The organism is Novosphingobium sp. BL-S-19, assembly GCF_055521675.1.
Genome location: NZ_CM145498.1, coordinates 3,242,665 through 3,260,335 on the forward strand (window position 1 = coordinate 3,242,665; position 17,671 = coordinate 3,260,335).

Annotated in this window: 13 protein-coding genes; 3 read left to right on the forward strand and 10 right to left on the reverse strand. The window is 64.4% G+C overall.

The genetic code is table 11. The annotated features are described in order from the left end of the window. Nucleotides 1-75 precede the first annotated feature (75 nt). From ACZ1JV_RS23525 to ACZ1JV_RS23565, 9 genes are all read right to left on the reverse strand, one after another. Nucleotides 76-783: a siderophore-interacting protein gene (locus ACZ1JV_RS23525; RefSeq protein ID WP_465152635.1), complete on the reverse strand. Its 708-nt coding sequence runs from the start codon at nt 781-783 to the stop codon at nt 76-78. Nucleotides 784-836: 53 nt separating this feature from the next. Further along, nucleotides 837-1,730 carry a substrate-binding domain-containing protein gene (locus ACZ1JV_RS23530; RefSeq protein WP_465150759.1) on the reverse strand — a complete coding sequence of 298 codons (894 nt, stop codon included), beginning with the start codon at nt 1,728-1,730 and terminating at the stop codon, nt 837-839. Nucleotides 1,731-1,747: 17 nt separating this feature from the next. Next, on the reverse strand, nt 1,748-3,301 hold the full coding sequence (locus tag ACZ1JV_RS23535) for an acetolactate synthase large subunit (RefSeq protein ID WP_465150760.1): 1,554 nt from the start codon (nt 3,299-3,301) through the stop codon (nt 1,748-1,750). Nucleotides 3,302-3,303: 2 nt separating this feature from the next. Further along, nucleotides 3,304-4,161: an HpcH/HpaI aldolase family protein gene (locus ACZ1JV_RS23540; RefSeq protein ID WP_465150761.1), complete on the reverse strand. Its 858-nt coding sequence runs from the start codon at nt 4,159-4,161 to the stop codon at nt 3,304-3,306. 324 nt (nt 4,162-4,485) lie between these two features. Beyond that, nucleotides 4,486-5,484 carry a DODA-type extradiol aromatic ring-opening family dioxygenase gene (locus ACZ1JV_RS23545; RefSeq protein ID WP_465150762.1) on the reverse strand — a complete coding sequence of 333 codons (999 nt, stop codon included), beginning with the start codon at nt 5,482-5,484 and terminating at the stop codon, nt 4,486-4,488. Nucleotides 5,485-5,617: 133 nt separating this feature from the next. Next, complete coding sequence (locus ACZ1JV_RS23550; RefSeq protein ID WP_465137372.1) at nt 5,618-6,916, reverse strand: MFS transporter; 1,299 nt, start codon at nt 6,914-6,916, stop codon at nt 5,618-5,620. 44 nt (nt 6,917-6,960) lie between these two features. After that, nucleotides 6,961-7,815 carry an amidohydrolase family protein gene (locus tag ACZ1JV_RS23555; protein ID WP_465150763.1) on the reverse strand — a complete coding sequence of 285 codons (855 nt, stop codon included), beginning with the start codon at nt 7,813-7,815 and terminating at the stop codon, nt 6,961-6,963. Between the two features lie 244 nt (nt 7,816-8,059). Then, nucleotides 8,060-9,085, reverse strand: coding sequence for an amidohydrolase family protein (locus ACZ1JV_RS23560; RefSeq protein ID WP_465150764.1), 1,026 nt, complete (start codon nt 9,083-9,085; stop codon nt 8,060-8,062). A gap of 193 nt (nt 9,086-9,278) precedes the next feature. Further along, nucleotides 9,279-10,268, reverse strand: a complete 990-nt coding sequence (locus ACZ1JV_RS23565) for an ABC transporter substrate-binding protein (RefSeq protein WP_465150765.1) — start codon at nt 10,266-10,268, stop codon at nt 9,279-9,281. A 451-nt stretch (nt 10,269-10,719) separates the two neighbouring features. Between ACZ1JV_RS23565 and ACZ1JV_RS23570 the strand changes: the two genes are divergently transcribed. After that, the gene (locus tag ACZ1JV_RS23570; protein ID WP_465150766.1) at nt 10,720-11,967 is read left to right on the forward strand and encodes a LysR family transcriptional regulator; all 1,248 of its coding nucleotides are present in this window, start codon (nt 10,720-10,722) and stop codon (nt 11,965-11,967) included. 236 nt (nt 11,968-12,203) lie between these two features. Continuing rightward, the gene (locus ACZ1JV_RS23575; protein WP_465150767.1) at nt 12,204-12,953 is read left to right on the forward strand and encodes a dienelactone hydrolase family protein; all 750 of its coding nucleotides are present in this window, start codon (nt 12,204-12,206) and stop codon (nt 12,951-12,953) included. 225 nt (nt 12,954-13,178) lie between these two features. On the opposite strand, the gene ACZ1JV_RS23580 is transcribed toward ACZ1JV_RS23575, so the two are convergent. Further along, the gene (locus tag ACZ1JV_RS23580) at nt 13,179-15,050 is read right to left on the reverse strand and encodes a hypothetical protein (RefSeq protein ID WP_465150768.1); all 1,872 of its coding nucleotides are present in this window, start codon (nt 15,048-15,050) and stop codon (nt 13,179-13,181) included. A gap of 315 nt (nt 15,051-15,365) precedes the next feature. Here ACZ1JV_RS23580 and ACZ1JV_RS23585 point away from each other — a divergent pair, with 315 nt between their 5' ends. Then, nucleotides 15,366-17,636 (forward strand): TonB-dependent receptor, encoded by a 2,271-nt coding sequence (locus ACZ1JV_RS23585; RefSeq protein ID WP_465150769.1) that lies wholly within the window; start codon nt 15,366-15,368, stop codon nt 17,634-17,636. Nucleotides 17,637-17,671 lie beyond the last annotated feature (35 nt).

Below are 17,671 nucleotides of genomic sequence, written 5' to 3' on the forward strand. Positions count from 1 at the left end.
GCCTTCGCGGGGATGACGGAGTAAGTGGTGTGAGGTTGGGGGTTAGCCGGGGCCGTGCGTTGGCCAGACCGTCGCTCAGCCCTGCGCTTCGCCTACCGTCCAATAACCGGACGAGCGCAGCCAGCCCAACGGATGGCCCATCTCGTCGGTCAACTTGGCGCGAATGGCCTGCGCCACTGCCGCTTCCGCCGCGATCCACGCATAGCCCTCGCCTTCCGGCAGCCCGGCATCGCCCAGCGCGGCGAGCAGCGGCGCGGCGTCTTCGCCGTGGCCATCGTGTTCTACCCAGACCCAGTTCAGCCCTTCCCGCTCGGGAACCGGCGCACGCTCGATCCCCGGGGCAACCGAAACCAGCGCGGTGACGGGGATACCGGGACGCAGTTCCTCGATCCGGCGGGAGAACTGCGGGATCGCCGTCTCGTCGCCGATCAGCAGATACCAGTCGAAATCGTCGGTCACTACCGCCGAACCGCGCGGACCGCCGATATTGAGCACGTCACCGGGCATGGCCGCCTTGGCCCATGCCGTGGCAGGACCAGCGGGTTCATGCAGCGCGAAATCGATGGCGAGCGTGCGCGCGGCCGTATCGAACAGGCGCGGCGTGTAGTCGCGCATCTCCGGCTTTTCGTCAGGGCCAGCGCCTTCGACGGCGAAGAACAGTTTGATATGATCATCGGGCGATCCGCTTTCGAAATCGGCGAGATCGTCCCCCTCCAGCCAGACCCGCAGCATGGCCGAGCCCAAAGGCTCGACCCGGCTGACCGTAAGGCTGCGCCGCCGGATTTCCCGGCGAACGCGTTGAACCGAATGGCGGGCTTGCTGTTCTTCGCTCAGGGTCAGGCTCCGAGGCTTGCCGTCACGTCGTCGAAAAGCTCGTCGACAGTGATCTTGTGGGGGATGATCTTCTGCTCGAAGGCCCAGTCGATGGCAAGCTCGATCCCCTTGCGATTGGCCTCAAGGCCGACCGGCGGGAACGGATCGGGCAGGCCGCCTTCGGTAAGATCGCGGCTTTCCACCACCATGCGGTAGAGTTCGCGCACCACGTCGGGGCGGGTCTTCGTCAGGTCCTGATGCACCACGAACATGTGGTTGATCGGCACCACGCCTTCGCGCGCGAACCAGTCCTTGGCGGCGTTGAAGGGATCGGGGATCAACCGTTCCACGCGCGGATCCTTGGGCAGATCGACGCCCTGAAGCGTGGCCCCCAGCTCACCGTCCAGCATCATCTGGCCGATGTCCGAACCCTGGGGCAGGCGCACGCAGTTCGCCGGATCGGTGTATTCAAGGAGGTGGCCGTCGCCCACGGTCATCCACGTCACCTTGTCGAGATCGACGCCGTACTCATGCTGAAGCACGCCGCGCACCCAAAGGCCGGTGGTCTGCGCATAGGTGCGCACGCCGACCTGCTTGCCCTCGATATCCTTGGGATCGAGATGGCCGAGTTCACGGTTGAAGCCTGCGCAGTGGTGCTGGAAACGGCCCGAGATCGGCACCGGCAGCAGTACGAACGGCTTGCCGTAGATCTTCGCCTGAAGGCAGGTGACGATCGCCAGTTCGCCGCAATCGAAGGCATTCTCTCGCAGCATGGCCTTGAAGCCGTTGTGCGCCTTTTCCGGCCCGCAGAAATCGAGGGCAACGATATCGGACGAGACGCGCCCGTCCTTCAGCGCCTTGGTCTGCGGATAGTCCTGTACGTTGGCCTTTAACGTCAGCACTTCGGTCATGGTCATGGTTTTCCTTCTCCCGATCAGTAGAGCTTGACTTCGATCAGGCAGGGGCCGTCCATCTCGGTGGAGCGGGCCATCGCCTTGTGGAAGTCCTCGGCATTGTCGACCTGCACGCCGGGCACGCCCATGGACTTCGCCATGGCGACCCAGTCGATGGTCGGACGGTCGATATCGATCATCGCCATGGCCTGCGGGCCGGGCTGCTGGCCCGCCCCCATGTTCGTGTATTCGGCCTTGAGGATCGCGTACTGGTTGTTCGCGAAGATGATCGTGGTGATCGGCAGCCCTTCGCGGGCCTGCGTCCAGAGCGACTGGATCGTGTACATGGCCGAGCCATCGCCCACCATGCAGAAGGTCCGCCGATCCGGACAGGCCATCGCGGCGCCGGTGGCGACGGGAGTGCCGTAACCGATCGAACCGCCCATGTTGTTGATCAGGTCGTGCGGACGCGCGCCCATCGTCAGGCCCATGGTCTGGCGGCCGGTGGTCAGCGATTCGTCGACGAGGATCGCGTTGTCCGGCAGCGCGGCGGACAGGGCCTGCGCGATGCTTTCGGGATTGAGCGCGCCGGTGGGCGCCGCTGCCTCGATCCGTTCCTGCACCAGCGGCGCGGTACCCTTCAGGCCCAGCGCGTCGATCAGCATTTCGAGGCCGAGCGCGCTGTCCTCATCATCCACTACCAGCGAGTGGACCACGGTGCCCGGCGCCTTCAGCAGGCTGGGCTTGTCCGGATAGGCGAAGAACGCGACCGGCTCCTTGGTCTCCAGCGTGACAATGTGCTTGAAGTCCTTGAGGAAGGCCTGCCCCAGCGGCACCGCGTAAGGAATGCGCTCCAGCGGCGTGCGCCCCGCGCCGCGCTCGATCCGTGCGGTGAAGAACTGCGAGCCGAGGCGGCAACCGGTTCCGGCCGCAACCACGCCGGCAAGGTCCAGCGCACGGCCGCGCGTCGCCTTGTTGCCGAGGATCAGCAAAGTGGGTTCGCCCGAGCGGAGCACTTTGGCCACTTCATCCACGCGCGCCTGATCGGGCGCGGGGCGGGCGCGGGTCAGGCCCTGCGGCACGACCGGGGTGCCCGCGTCCTTCCACGCGGTGTCGCCGGGCAGGATCAGCGTGGCGATCTGGCCGGGATGCTCGCTGGCCTTGGCGCAGGCAGTGGCCGTGTCCCAGGCGATGGTCGTCGCGGATTCGGCACGGCGCACCCAGTGGCTGAGCGGACGGGCCAGCCCCTCAATGTCGGAGGTCAGCGGCGGATCGTACTTCAGGTGCGATGCCGAATGCTCGCCGACGATGTTGACCATACCGGACGAGGCGCGCTTGGAGTTATGGATGTTGGACAGGCCGTTGGCGAGGCCCGGCCCCAGATGCAGCAGGGTCGATGCCGGCACGTCCTTCATCCGATACCAGCCATCCGCCGCACCGGTGCAGACGCCTTCGTAAAGGCACAGCACGGACTTCATGCGCGGATTGTCGAGCGCCGCCAGGAAGTGCATTTCCGAAGTGCCGGGGTTCGCGAAGCAAACCTCCACACCATTGTCGACCAGCGTGTTGACGAGGGTTTCTGCGCCATTGGCCATGGTCAGTACCCCGCCAGTTCGCGGCCCTGACCGACCACGCCGTAGCTGCGCGTCGGCGCGGACATCAGGAAGCGGTAGCCTTCGCCGATCAGCCGCTCGACATTCTTGGCATTGGTGTGCGGGTTGCCGACGACGACGTTGTGCTTCTTGCAGACCTCGACGATCTTGTTCATCGCGCTGACCACTTCGGGGTGATCGTACTGGCGCGGGTAGCCAAGCGCCTGCGAAAGATCGCCCTCACCGATCAGCACGAGGCCGATGCCGGGAACATTGGCGAGAATGTCGTCGAGGTTCTCGATCGCCTCGGGGCTCTCGCACATCATGCCCACCAGCAGCTCGCCATGCGGCGCCAGCGGCCAGACATCGGCCTTGGCGTAGTATTCCGGCTGCGACAGGCCCCAATAGCGCGCGGCCGTGGCCGGGCCGTCGCCGCGAATGCCCTTGGGCTCGTAGAGCGCGGCGCCAGTCGGCTTCGCATAGCGGGCGGAAGCGACCATGTTGTAGGCCTGCTCCACGGTCGAGACGTGCGGGGTGATCACGCCGTAGACGCCGCGATCCAGCACCTGCTTGGCCTGGAACTGGTTCATCTCGCCGCCGTTCGCCGGGATGCGCGCGATGGGCGTGACCGACGGTGCGACCGAGCCGCTTTCGGCGATCTTCTTGCGGTTGAGCATGTACTGGAGAGCATCGCCCAGCGCCGCGACGTCGTAGGGATTGTGCTCCATCTCGAAGACCACGCCGTCATAGGGGGCATCGGTCAGTTCCTGCGCGGTCAGCTTGTCGACCTTCGAGAAGCAGGTGAAAGCGGGCTTGCCGGCTTCGAGAGCGCGGATGATGCCGTTGAGGCGCGTCTGGGTCATTGCTTGGATCTTTCCTTTCGGGCTTGCTCTGCCCGTACCTCGTCCCGGGCGGCATCGCGCGATTGATCCGGCGACCGCCGCCATCGAAAAACCGGCAGTTCCGTTTTGGAACCTGCCCGGGAGAGATCCCTCACTCTCCCGTCCGACCGCGAGAAATATCACCCACGGCTCAACAAATTAGTCCGTCATCCCCGCGAAGGCGGGGATCCCGCTTATCTTGCGCCACACGAGAGGTCGCAGAAGCAAGCGGGGCCCCCGCCTTCGCGGGGGCGACGATGGAACAGTGATCAGTACGCAATGGAGGGAGTACTGATCACGCCGGCTCTACTCCTCCGGCTGCCAGTACATGAAGCCCATGCCCTCGCCCGTGCCGGCCTCCGTGCGCCAGCAGGGCACGTAGTCCACCAGAGTCATCTTCGCCCCCGTGTGCTGGAGAGCCATCATCACGATCGAGTAGATCTTCACCTCGCTCGTGCCCGACTGGTAGTAGCCGTCCGGGATCGCCGCGAGGCCCTCGTAATCGTAGCTCGCCAGCTTCTCCATCACGTCGCGATCGAACTCCTCGTCGTTGACGAAGTGCGACAGGCCGCCGCTGGCGATCACCGCCACGCGCACGTCTTCCGGCCAGGCCTCGATCGCCTCGCGCAGCACGCGGCCGAATTCGATGCAGCGCGCCATCGAAGGCTGCGTCGGCGGGTAGAACAGGTTGAACAGCACCGGCACATGGCGCGGCACGTCGTCGCCCATGATCTGGTGATAGACGAAGCTGTAGGCGTGCGGGACCACCGGATAGTCCGGCGCGTAGCCCTGCCGCGATTCCATCCAGGTGTTCTGCGGCCACTTCTGCAGATCGTTGAGGTCGAAGCTGTGCTCCTGGAACGTCTTGATCAGATAGGTCGCAAAGTCCGGATAGGCCTGATGCACGACATGATGGTCGGGCGCATAGACCGGGCGCTGCGGCGGGCCGTTGTGCACGTCTTCGCCGGTGTAGATGGTGATCGAGGGCGACTGGTCGGGCCAGATTTCCTTCTGATCCTTGCCCAGCACGATAGCGACATCGACCTTGGCGCGCTTGTACGCCTCCGCCATCTCGTCCAGCGCGGCGCGGCAGCGGGTGGCACGCTCGGTGCGTTCCTCAAGCGTCAGGAACGGGGCAAAAGCGGCGCCGCGTTCAGCCTCCAGTTCCGGGTAGGTCCAGGTGCGACCCTGATACCAGAGTTCCGGGTTCTTGCGGTCGCGATCGCCGTTGTTCAGCCAGTCCTCGGGGGCCTGACCCAGCATCCCGCTGTGCGGAACGGCCATGCCGAATACGATCTGCGCCATTGCATCCTCTTTCAGTCAAAATCTGTTGCGAACCTGTCGCAGCACTAGGGAGCCGCCGCCCACGCGGCCAATCCAATCTACGCTCCGGGTGATGCAACCCGCCCCCACGGGAAAGCATCACCCGGAGCGTAGCTCACTCGCCTGCTGCGAGCGAAATCTTCGGCGCCCACTCCGGGCGCAGCACCAGCCAGGTGGTCAGCGCGCCGATCACCAGGAAGACGAAGATCACCATCATCGGCAGATCGTAGCTGCCCGAGACATGGAGCAACCAGCCCGAAAGGCTCGCCGCGACGCCGCCGGCAAGGCTGGTCGCCACCTGCTGCACGCCGGTGACAAGGCCCACGGCAGGCGCCGGGATCAGAGTCAGGCGGCAGAGCGCAAGGTTGTTGGCGGTGGCAAGGCCCAGGAATGAGAGCGAGAACACGTTCCAGAACAGCGCCGCGTTCAGCGAGTCCGCCTTGGCGCCCAAAAGCACGGTGCAGGCGCCGATGAAACCGGCGATCACGAAGGCCTTGCGCACGAACACCGGATCCCCGCCGCGCGCGATCATCTTGTCCGCCAGCCATCCGGCAATGACCGCAACGATGGCGATGCCGGCAAAGCTGAAGAAGGTGAACAGGCCGGACTTCTCAAGGCTCAGCCCGCGTTCCTCGACCAGATAGCTGGGCATCCAGGTCATGCAGAAGAAGGTGAAGTAACCGTAGCAGAAGTTCACCACTAGAGTGCCCCAGACCAGCGGGCTGGACAGGATACTGGCGAAAGTGACGGACGACGCCTTGCGCTTGATCGCCGCCATATCTTCCCGGCGCGGCAGGTCGTTCTTGACGAGGAACATCCACGGCAGCAGCCAGATCAGGCCGACGGCGCCGGTGGCGATGAACATCACGCGCCAGTCGTAGGCAGTAATCAGCCATGCCGCGATCGGCGCGCCGATGGCGGGGCCGAACTTGTTGCCCATCGCGAAGATACCGACGGCGGTGCCGCTCTGCCCTTCCTTGAAGTTGTTGCGGATCCAGCGATAGCTGGCGGGCATCACCACCGCCTCCGCCGCGCCGACGATGACGCGCATCAGAACCAGCGCGAATAGCGTCGAGATCAGGCCCGTCACCGCCGTCGCCAGGCACCACAGCACGAAGCAGATCGTGTAGGGCGTCTTGACGCCGTATCGGTCGACCAGCCATCCGGCGGGTATCTGGATCAGGCCGTAAGACCAGAAGAACGCCGCGTTCACCCAGCCCCGGTCGATGTCGGTCATGCCGAAGTGCTGGATGAACGGCGCATCGGCGAGAGCCGACGAGATGCTGGTGCGGTCGACGAAGGCGATCATCACGCCCAGCGCCAGCAGCAGCAGCACCGCCCAGGCGGCCGCGCTTGCCGGTGCGGCTGTATTCGCCGCCCTGCCTGCCCCGCCCCGTTCCAGTGCCTTGTCCATCTCGTCTCTCTCCACTTTATGTCACCTATTGTCGCGTCTGGCGCTTAGTCGTCCAGAGCGGGGTAGAGTTTCTGCGCCGTCTTAGCGAAGATCCATTCGCGGTCGGCATCCGTCAGCGAAGCCAGGCGGCTTTCTGCAGTCGCCTTGATCTCGGCCAGCGTGCCGGGCGAGGTCGGGTAGTTCGAACCCCAGGCCAGACGCTGCGCGCCGAACACCTCCACCAGCTTGGGGAACAGCGTCTCGGGCGTGGCATCACCCTTCGTCGAATCGCCCATGATGCGCGGCGTCAGCTTCAGATAGATGCTCTCGATCGGCGCAAGGTCGAACAGGCTCTGTGCATTCGCATAAGGCGCGCCGTCGGTCACATCGGGACGGCCGAGATGGTCGAGGATGATCGGCACATTCGGGAAGCGCCCCGCCAGCGCGGTCACCGCGGCAAGGCCGACCGGGCCGGTCTGGATGCACATGGTGAGGCCCAGTTCGCCCAGCAGTTCCCACGCCGGATAGGCACGCGGATCGTCGAGTTCGCTGGGATCGAATTCCTTGGTCGACCCGCCGGTGAAGACGCGCAGGCCCTTGAGGCCCTTGTCCACCCACGAGCGGATGGTGTCGACGGCGTCGGGTGCCAGCACGTCCACCGAACCCACCGCGATCAGCCGGTCCGCATAGCGGTTGCAGGCGTCGACCACGTAGCTGTTATCGAAACCATAGGTGGTGGACGAATGGACGACGGCAGCCTTGGCAACGCCGGCTTCATCCATCGAGGCGATCAGCGTCTCTACGGTGCTCGGCCGCTCCTGCGACCAGTCAGACCGCTTTCCGAACAGCGGTGCGGGCGGATAGGCGCCCTCGTCGTCGGAAATGACGTGGGGATGGATATCGACAAACTTGGACGTCATGCACCTGTCTCCGCTGCCGGAAGCGTGCATCGCGCTGCCGGGGCTCTGTTCTGGTTGCTGTCAATGTGCGGGGTGGGCGGCGGCGGCGGGAGTTGATTGTCAGCCGTGAGGCATAACTTCCGCCGCTGCCAAATTCGTCATCCCGGACTCGATCCGGGATCGCTGGCCGAACCGCACCTTGCTCGCGAGCAAGCGCCTAAAGAATTGCCAGCGGTCCCGGATCAAGTCCGGGACGACGGTATTGTTAAAGCCCCTTGGCCTTCAGCCGCGCGTCGAGGCGCGGATAGACCTTGCGGGCATTGCCTTCGTAGATCGCGAAACGGTCGTCATCCGACAGCGCCTCGCAGGCATCGACGTAGCGCTTGGTGTCGTCGAAATAGTGGCCGGTGTTCGGATCGGTGCCACGCACCGCGCCGATCATTTCCGAACCGAACAGCACGTTCGAAGTCGGCACCACCTTGGTCAGAAGCTCGACGCCGGGATGGTGATAGACGCAGGTGTCGAAGTAGATGTTGCCCAACAGCCCTTCCAGCGGGCGGTCCATCATCTCCAGCGACATGCCGCGATAGCGGCCCCAGTGGTATGGCACCGCGCCGCCGCCATGCGGAATCACAAGGCGCAGCGTCGGAAAGTCCTTGAACAGATCGCTCTGCAGGATCTGCATGAACACCGAGGTATCGGCGTTCAGATAGTGCGCGCCGGTGCCGTGGAAGTTCGGATTGCACGATGCGGCAACGTGGACCATGCCCGGCACGTCCAGGTCGCACATCGCCTCGAACAGCGGATACCATTCCTTGTCGGTGAAGGGCTTGCCGGTCCAGTATCCGCCGGTGGGATCGGGGTTCACGTTGACGCCCACGAAGCCCAGTTCCTCCACCACGCGGCGAAGCTCGGGGATCGAGTTCTTCGGCGGGGCGCCCGAGCTCTGCGGCAGCATGGCAACCGGCACGAAGTTGTCCGGATACATCTCGGTAACGCGGTGGACGAGGTCGTTGGAAACGCTCGCCCACTCAAGGCTGGTGCGCTCGTTGCCGAGGTGGTGGCTCATCAGACCAGCGATCGGCGAGAACAGGGTGAGGTCGCTGCCGCGCTCCTGCTGGAGCTTGAGCTGGCCGCCCTCGATGCCTTCGCGGATCTGGTCGTCGCTGACATGCGCGTCGGCAACGAGCGGCGCATTCGCCACGTCGTCCGCCGCCGCGACTTGCGCACTGCGCCATTCGCGGAAGTGCTTGGGGACCGTCGTGAAGTGACCGTGACAGTCGATAATCATGGGATTCTCCGTGGAATTTTCTGCCCGACCGGCAAAGGATCGAGTCCAAAATCTCAGTGCCAACCTCACCCCGTCGCCCCCGCGAAGGCGGGGGCCCAGCTTCCTTTCTGCCCCACAGCGCGAGGCCGGAAGGACAAGCGGGGTCCCCGCCTTCGCGGGGACGACGAGGGTTTATGGTTGCAACTCTACGCTATCAAACGCGAACCGGCGCCTTGGCGGGATCGACGAACAGCTCTTCCATCGTCATGCGGCGCGGCGTCAGGCCCTGCCTGAAGGCGGTCTGCTCCAGCGCCTCAATGGTCGCGCGGTTTTCTTCGATGCCATAGGGCAGAGGGTCGGCGCCGACGATGTCCTGCAGCGCGCGGTACTTGTCCGCGCCCTTGCCGGTCGCCTCGCCCGAGTTGAGCTTGGCCAGCCACTCGTCCTTGGCGCGGGTGAAGGCATCGTTCAGCGAACGCGCGATCCACGGGTGCTGCTCCAGAATCTCGTCCTTGACGACGATGGTGCCGTGCATCGGATAGACGCCGGTGCGGGCATAATATTCCGCCTCGGCCTCGGCGGCATTGGGGATCAGGTCGACATACATGCTGGTATCGACTTCCTGCCAGCCGCCGGTCGGCGCCCCAGTGCGGCCGATGCCGGCAGCAGCTTCGACGCCGGCCTGAATCTGGTCGCTGGCCATCATGTCCGCCAGCGACACGCCTTCGGGGGTGTGCTGCACATTGGCGGGCAGCTGCAGCTGCGTCACGTGTTCCTCGTCGTCGACGATCCAGGTGACCTTGTCGTTGTCCATGCCGTATTCGTCGATGAAGACCTGACGGATCCACACGCCGGTGGTCACCGAATAGGCGCGCACGCCGACTTTCTTGCCTTCAAGGTCCTTGGGGTGGCGGATGCCCGAATCCGGCTTCACCAGCATGCCGCCGTGGTGGAAGCGGCGGACCACGAAGATCGGCAGCGCCTTGAACGGGCGGCCATAGGCGCGGGCGATGATGTAGGTGGTGGGCGCCAGTTCGCAGACGTCGAACTCAAGATCGCGGACCATGCGGCGGAACGCACCGATCTGCGGCTTCACCGTCACGAATTCGGCATCGACGCCTTCGATCTCGATACTGCCGTCGCGGATCGCGGCGGTGTGCGGATGGTCGGCAATCGCCAACTTCAGGCGGACTTTCTGGCTCAAGGTCGCTCTCCTCAGGGATGAGTAAACATGGCTATCGACGTCTGCTCAACGTCCGATGCCGGTTGACCCGCGAAAAGCGCCCGGCCCGGTCCCAAGTCAACGCAGCCCCCATCCGAACCGGTCGGCACGAGCGCACAATTTATAGAGGCTCACCGCTTTCACGGCCCGCCAAGTGATAGAATTTATGCCGGCAGCCCTATAAATCCAGCGCCGCGCGCAATAGGTTCGCAGGCAGGACTGTCGCAGGATGACGCAGTGCGGACTCCGCCATGACGATGGCAATTCGTGGATAAAATGGCTGTATTACTGTGCTTTTTCGCCAAGTCCAAAATCGACCGATCGCCCACCATCGCCACATCATGTCGCAACCGCGAAGGCTGGGGTGATAGCCCGGCCCGTTGCAGACCCGATAAATTTTGCGCTAGGTCCGGAGTGGAGAGAGGACCTGAACATGGCCAACGAAACGAGTCACAAGACCCCGGGTGCCGAGCGCGCCCAGAGCCTGAGCTTCCGCCAGCTTCGCCTGTTCGAGGCGATCGGCGATCTCAAGTCGGTGCGCCGCGCGTCGGAAGCATGCAGCCTGTCGCAGCCCGCCGTCACGCAGGCGCTGGCCAAGATGGAAGCGCAGCTTGGCGCCACTCTGGTCGACCGGCGCGCCAGCGGCAGTTACCTCAACGAATTCGGCATGGTGTTCCATGCCCGCGTGAAGCGCTTCTTCGAACAGACCGAGCGCGCCGTGATCGAGATCGGCGCCGCCGTGAATGCCGACGGCGCCCGCGCCATCGTCAATCGCCTCACCCGGTCGCAACTGCGCACCTTGGTCGGCGTGATGGAACACGGATCGTTCGAACAGGCGAGCGAGAGCTTCGACATTTCCGCCGCCTCGCTCCAGCGCGCCGCGCGCGATTTGCAGGGGAACCTGCGCGTCTCGTTGTTCTATCGCACCGCCGCCGGGATGCTGGTCAGCCCGCAGGGGATCAAGCTGGGCCAGATGATCAAGCTGGCGCTGCAGGAAATCGAATGGGGCGTCGCGGAAATCGACGCCGCGCTGGACGGCACCAGCACCCCCATCGTGATCGGCGCCATGCCTTTCGGCGGCAGCGTGCTGCTGGCATCGGTGCTGGACCAGTTCCTGGAAAAGTACCCCAGCGCCGACATCCGGATCATGAACGAAAGTGCGGTCGAAATGACCAAGTGCCTGCGCGCGGGCGAAGTCGATTTCGTGGTCGGCCTGCTGCCCGAGGAAGTGGCGCCGGGCCTGGTCTGCGAGCCGCTGATCGAAACGCCTTATGCCGTGGTGGCGCGTGCCGGCCACCCGCTCGCCCGTGCGGGCAAAGTCTCGGTCGAGGAACTGATGGCCTACGACTGGATCACCGGCACCCCCGGCTCCAGCCGCCGCGCCTGCTTCGACCGGATCTTCGAAGGCACCAAGGGCCCGCAAACCCATGTTGCCACGTGCGCGCTGCCGATCATTCGCCACTTGCTTAAGCGGTCGGACCGCTTGACGCTGATGACCACCTACGAGCTGACGCATGAGGAAGGCCTGCGCACGCTCCATTGCGGGCAGATCGAGGCGGTGCCCGCCATCGGGATCACTACGCGTGAGGACTGGATGCCCACGCCGGTGCAATCCGCCTTCATCGACGTGATCCGCGCGCATGTCTGCGCCCCGCCGACCCCGCTGCGGCAGGTGGGGTGAGGTTGCTGTCCTCCCCTGCAAGGGGAGGTGGCAGCGCGTAGCGCTGACGGAGGGGTGTAACCGGTTCGGTAGTACGCCGCTGAGAGGCTGACACCCCTCCACCACCCTTCGGGTGGTCCCCCTCCCCTTGCAGGGGAGGAACTGAGCCCGCGACGCCCTTTCGATAGAACCTAACCGAACTCCAATCACCCACCCACGCCGCGCATGGTCAAATCGCTCGTCAAAGGAGACAAGCGATGACCCTAACCCGCGAACTGACCGTCCCGACGCCCGACGGCACCTGCCCCGTAACCCTGCACTATCCAGAAACCGGCGGCCCCTTCCCAGCCGTGATCCTCTACATGGACGGCCCCGGCATCCGCCCCTCCGTCCATGAAATCGCCGCGCGCCTAGCGGCGTCTGGCTACGCGGTGTTCCTCCCCGACTTGTTCTACCGCGCCGGTCCCTACGCACCAGTCGATCCCAAAGTGGTCTTCACCAACCCCACCCTGCGCGAAGCCCATCGCGAGACATTCATGGCCACCGCGACGCCCAAGGCAGTCATGGCCGATACCCAGGCCCTGATCGCCGCCATCGATGCAGTACCCGAAGCGGCGAGCGGCCCCATCGGCGTGGTCGGCTATTGCATGGGCGGTCGCCTTGCCCTGATCGCGGCGGCCACTTTCCCCAACCGGATCGCCGCCATCGCCAGCTATCACGGCGGCGGGCTCGCCAATGACAAGCCGGGTAGCCCCCACCTCCTCGCCCCGCAGATCAGGGCGAAAGTCTACATCGGCGGCGCTATCGAGGATGCCAATTTCACCGAGGATCAGAAGGCCATCCTCACCGCCGCGCTTGCCGAAGCCGGCGTCGATCACGTGGTCGAGACGTATCCCGCCAAACACGGCTGGGTGCCGCGCGACACCGCCGTCCACGATCCCGCCGAGGCCGAACACCACTGGCAGACGCTGGTGCCGTTCCTTGACGGCGTGTTCAAACAGAACTGAAGGTTCGGCTCCACCGCCCTCAACCCGCCTTTCGTCATTGCGAGCGTAGCGAAGCAATCCAGGGGCGGTTGGCGCCGCTCTGGATTGCTTCGCTACGCTCGCAATGACGAAAGTGGGCGTCACGAGGGAAGAGCGGAAACCAGTCCGCCCCGCCACGAAAAAAGGGAGGACGGCCAGTGGCCATCCTCCCTCAAGGTTCACCCCGTCAGAGGGGGAGAGAGCTTTTCAGATCAAAGACTTGTCAATGTAAAGAGGCATCGAGTCCTCCCACTTACTGTCTGTCAGCAGGCGCTTGTTCCCGCCGTCCGCGTCCATGATGTAGATCTGGCCATATTGCTGGAAGGTATTGTCGTAGAGCGCGGCCTCATCCCGGAAGCCGTGTTCGGAGCCGGACCACATGATGCGTCCGTCCGGCGACCACACGGCGTGGCCATCGCTGGCCTTGCTGGTGGTGAGTTCGCGGTAGTCCGAACCGTCCGGGCGGATGGTGCAGACCTGATAGTCCTTGTCATCCACCTTGCGGGTGAAGACGATGCGCTGGCCATCGGGCGACCAGCCCGGCAGGTTGTCCAGCTGTTCGGTCAACACGCGCACCTGCTTGGTTTCCAGGTTCATCACGCGCAGGCCGCGTTCCTCGCTCTGGCCCCAGACGCGGAACACCAGTTCCTTGCCGTCGTGCGAGAAGCTGGGGAAGCCGGAATGCACGGTGCCGTCGGTCAGCACTTCAAGGTCGCTGCCGTCCTTGCGCACGCGCACGACCACCGCCTTGGCATAGCTGCGTTCGGCGAACCAGGTGCCGACGCCGAAGGCCAGCCACTCGCCATCGGGCGACCAGCAGGGCTGGAAGGCACCGGCAAGGCCCTTTTTCACCATCTCCACATTGAGACCGGACTTGGTATTGTCGAACACCACGCGACGTTGCGACCCGTCGGGCTTGCAGGTGACGATGGAAGAGAAGCCGGTCTGCTTCTCCGTAAAGGCCAGCATCCCCTGATTGGAGAGGATCGGGAACACGTCCATGAAGCGATAGTCGTAGTCCGCGTCCCAGCTGAAGAGCGGCTTGTCCAGCGGGCGGACCGGGCGGAATTCCTGCACTTCATACATCACCGAGTTGCCATCGGCGGTCCAGTGCGGGGAACGCAGGCCCTTGCGCTTGAAGCCAGGACGACCCGAAGTATAGGCAATCCCCTCGTCCGGGCCGCCCTTCACGACGTAACCGATCTCGTCCTGCGTCACGTACTGGGGCGAGACCTTGAGATTGGCACCGCGCGTATGTTCGATGCGCGCGCCGGTCTCCACGTCGACCGAGACGATCTGCGAATCCACGCGGCCGATCCATTCGGGGCGACGCGCGCCCCAGGTGGCCTCGGTGGTCAGTTCGTAGAAGACGATGCGCGTGCCATCGGGTGACCACGAAGGCGAACCCTGACACCAGTTCTTGCGCGAGGAGACTTTGGCAAAGCCCGTGCCGTCCGGACGGATCTTGTAGATCGCCAGTTCCTGCGTGTGTTCCCACCCGCGATTCTCGTCATGGCCGCGCCAGCTGGTGTTGGTGTCGCTGGAAAAGGCGATCCACTTGCCGTCTGGCGACCAGGCGGGGCGGAAATAGCAGTCCGGGCTGTCCGGATTGCCCTTCACGTCGCCCACGCCGGTCAGCTGCTTCACCTTGCCGTTCGCAAGGTCCATCACCCAGACATTGGCCTTGTAGCCGTTGCGGGTCGAAACGAAGGCCAGCCACTTGCCGTCCGGCGAGATGGCGGCGGCATCGTCCACGCTGGAGCCACCCGCGATCGCCTTGGCGCCCGTACCGTCACCCTTGGCAACGAACAGGCTGGAATTGCCATCCCCCAGACGTTCAGAGGTGAAGGCTATGCGCGAACCGTCGCGCGAAAGGTGCGCGTTGTAGTCGTAAGTGCTTTCCGCCAGCACCTTGCGCTCACCCGTGCCGTCAAGGCCGGCGACGTACAGTTCGGACACCGAAGGCGCGATGCGGTTCATCATCATCACGCCCTTCTTGGTGGGCACCGGCTTGGCGATACCGACCTGGCTGAGCAGCACAGAGGCCGGAACCGCGGCCAGAAAATCTCTACGTTTCACTTTCGAACTCTCCCTGCATGTCCCAGGTTGCCGTTTGGGGGCTTCGCAATTCCTGGCGCGGGCTGAACGGCCCGGTTCCTGTGCAGAGGCTCTCAATAGGACAGCGCCCCGGGCATTGCATCATGGCTGTCGTTGAAGTTATCGGCGCGGCGCAAGTGCCTATAGCCACCTTGCACGCTTCCCGAACTACATCGACGGCATACCGCTACTGCCCAGCAGGCAAGCCTTGCACGCGCCAAGATAAAACGACGGCCCGCAGGAGCGGAGGGGATATATCGCACCGGCACGGATGAGGCCGGGAACTGGGAGGAAGCGATGAGACATCAGACCACATCCGTAAACCTGCGCCATATGCTGCTTGGGGGAGCGGCCGCCATGGCGCTGCTGCCGCAGCTTGCCCTTGCGCAGGCCACCGGCGATCAGGCCAACAGCGGCGGCGTAGAGGAGATCATCGTCACCGCCCAGAAGCGCGACCAGTCGGCCCAGGACGTGCCGATCGCGATCACCGCGCTGAGTAACGAACAGCTGCGCAGCGCGGGCGTGCAGAGCACGCTGGACCTCAAGGCCGCCGTCCCCGCGCTCAACATCACCACCGGCACCGGCGGCATCGGCCTGCCGCGCATTCGCGGCATCGGCGCCACCGGCCAGGGCCCCAGCATCGAAAACCCGGTCGCGGTCTATGTCGACGGCGTATACTACGGCGCCTCTTTCGGCATTCTCCAGTCGATGTACGACACCGATCAGGTGGCCGTGCTGAAGGGGCCGCAGGGCACGCTGTTCGGCCGCAACGCCACCGGCGGCCTGATCCAGACCACCACGCTGGGTCCGGACTTCGACTGGAACGGCAAAGCCGAAATCGGCTACGGCAACTACGACACGATCCACACCGCCGCCTATGTTTCGGGCGGGTTGACCAAGACGGTCGCGATCAGCCTTTCGGGTCAGTACGACAATCAGCAGGACGGGTTCGGCAAGAACCTCTACACCGGCAACGACATCCAGACTTCGAAGTCGTGGGGCGGCCGCGGCAAGCTACTGTGGCAGCCGACAGAGGGCACCAAGGTGCTACTGTCGGGCGATTTCAACGGCCGTGACGCCGCCGCGCCGGCGTTCCGCAACTTCGGCCTCAACGCGCTGGGCGTGAACGTGCCTGCCGCGATCACCGCGCTGGGCGGCGATCCGCACCGCGACATCCTGGCCGATGTCGATCCCAAGATGTCCACCCGCGCCTGGGGCACCAGCCTGACGATCGAGCAGGACGTGGGCTTCGCCACGCTGAAATCCATCACCGCCTATCGCCATTCGAAGTTCAGCTACAACTTCGACCCGGACGGCACCACTGCGCCGCGCATCATCGTGGACAATCACCAGTTCGACAAGCAGTTCACCCAGGAAGTGAACCTGATCTCGAAGGACGGCGGCCCGTTCAAGTGGGTGCTGGGCGGCTTCTACATGCACGACAACGCCGGCAACGACGCATCGCGCACCACCGGCATCTTCACCTTCGGCAACAACGGCTATTCGCAGGACGACAACTCGGTCAAGCTGGACTCCTACGCCGGCTTCGCGGAAGGCACCTACACCTTCGGCGAAAGCACCAACCTGACGGCGGGCCTGCGCTTTACCAGCGATCATCGCTCGCTGGATGCCACGGTGACGCAGTTCAACGGCAATGTCCCGCCCTCGGGCGTAACCACCATCACCACGATCCCGTCGGAAAGCCACACTTTCAACAAGCTGACCTGGCGCCTGTCGCTCGATCACCGCTTCTCGCCGGAGTTGCTGGCCTATGCCAGCTACAACCGCGGCTTCCGTGGCGGTACCTACATCACCCAGTCCACGCCGATCGTGCTGCTGAAGCCCGAGCAGGTCGATGCCTTTGAAGTGGGCATCAAGTCCGACCTGTTCGACCGCAAAGTACGCCTGAACCTTGCCGGCTATTACTATGACGAGAAGAACATCCAGGTGATGCAGGTCATCTCCGGCGCGCAGACGGTCTACAATGCCAATGCGGCGGAGATTTACGGCCTCGACGCCGACCTGACCTGGCGCGTTACCAGCGCGTTCCGCCTGTTCGGCGGTCTGAACTGGACCCACGCCCGCTATACCGACTTCGATACGGCCGTGATCACGACGCCCTATCCGCTGCCTGCCGGCTTCACGATCCCGCCGGGCCAGTCCTGCCTGGGCACGCTGGGCAACCCGTTCACGCAGCTGGGCGGCAACTGCCTGCTGATCGGCAGCGCCACCGGCAACAAGCTGCAGAACACGCCCACCTTCACGGCCAGCCTGGGCGGTTCCTACGATCTGGAAACCGGGATCGGCCGCTTCACGCTGGCGGGCAACTACTACTACAACTCTGGCTTCGTCGGTTCGCCGGACGAGCGCGTGAAGCAGGGTTCGTACAATACGGCAGACGCCTCGCTCACCTGGCACTCCACGAACGACAACCTGTTCGTGCGCCTCTGGGGCAAGAACCTGACCAACGCCTTCTACTGGAGCCAGATCGGCGCCACCAACAGCGGCGACAACGGCACTTACGCCGCGCCGCGTACTTACGGTGTCACCGCAGGCTTCGATTTCTGATCGAGCCCGCTATTCGATCCACCCTCTTGGCCGGA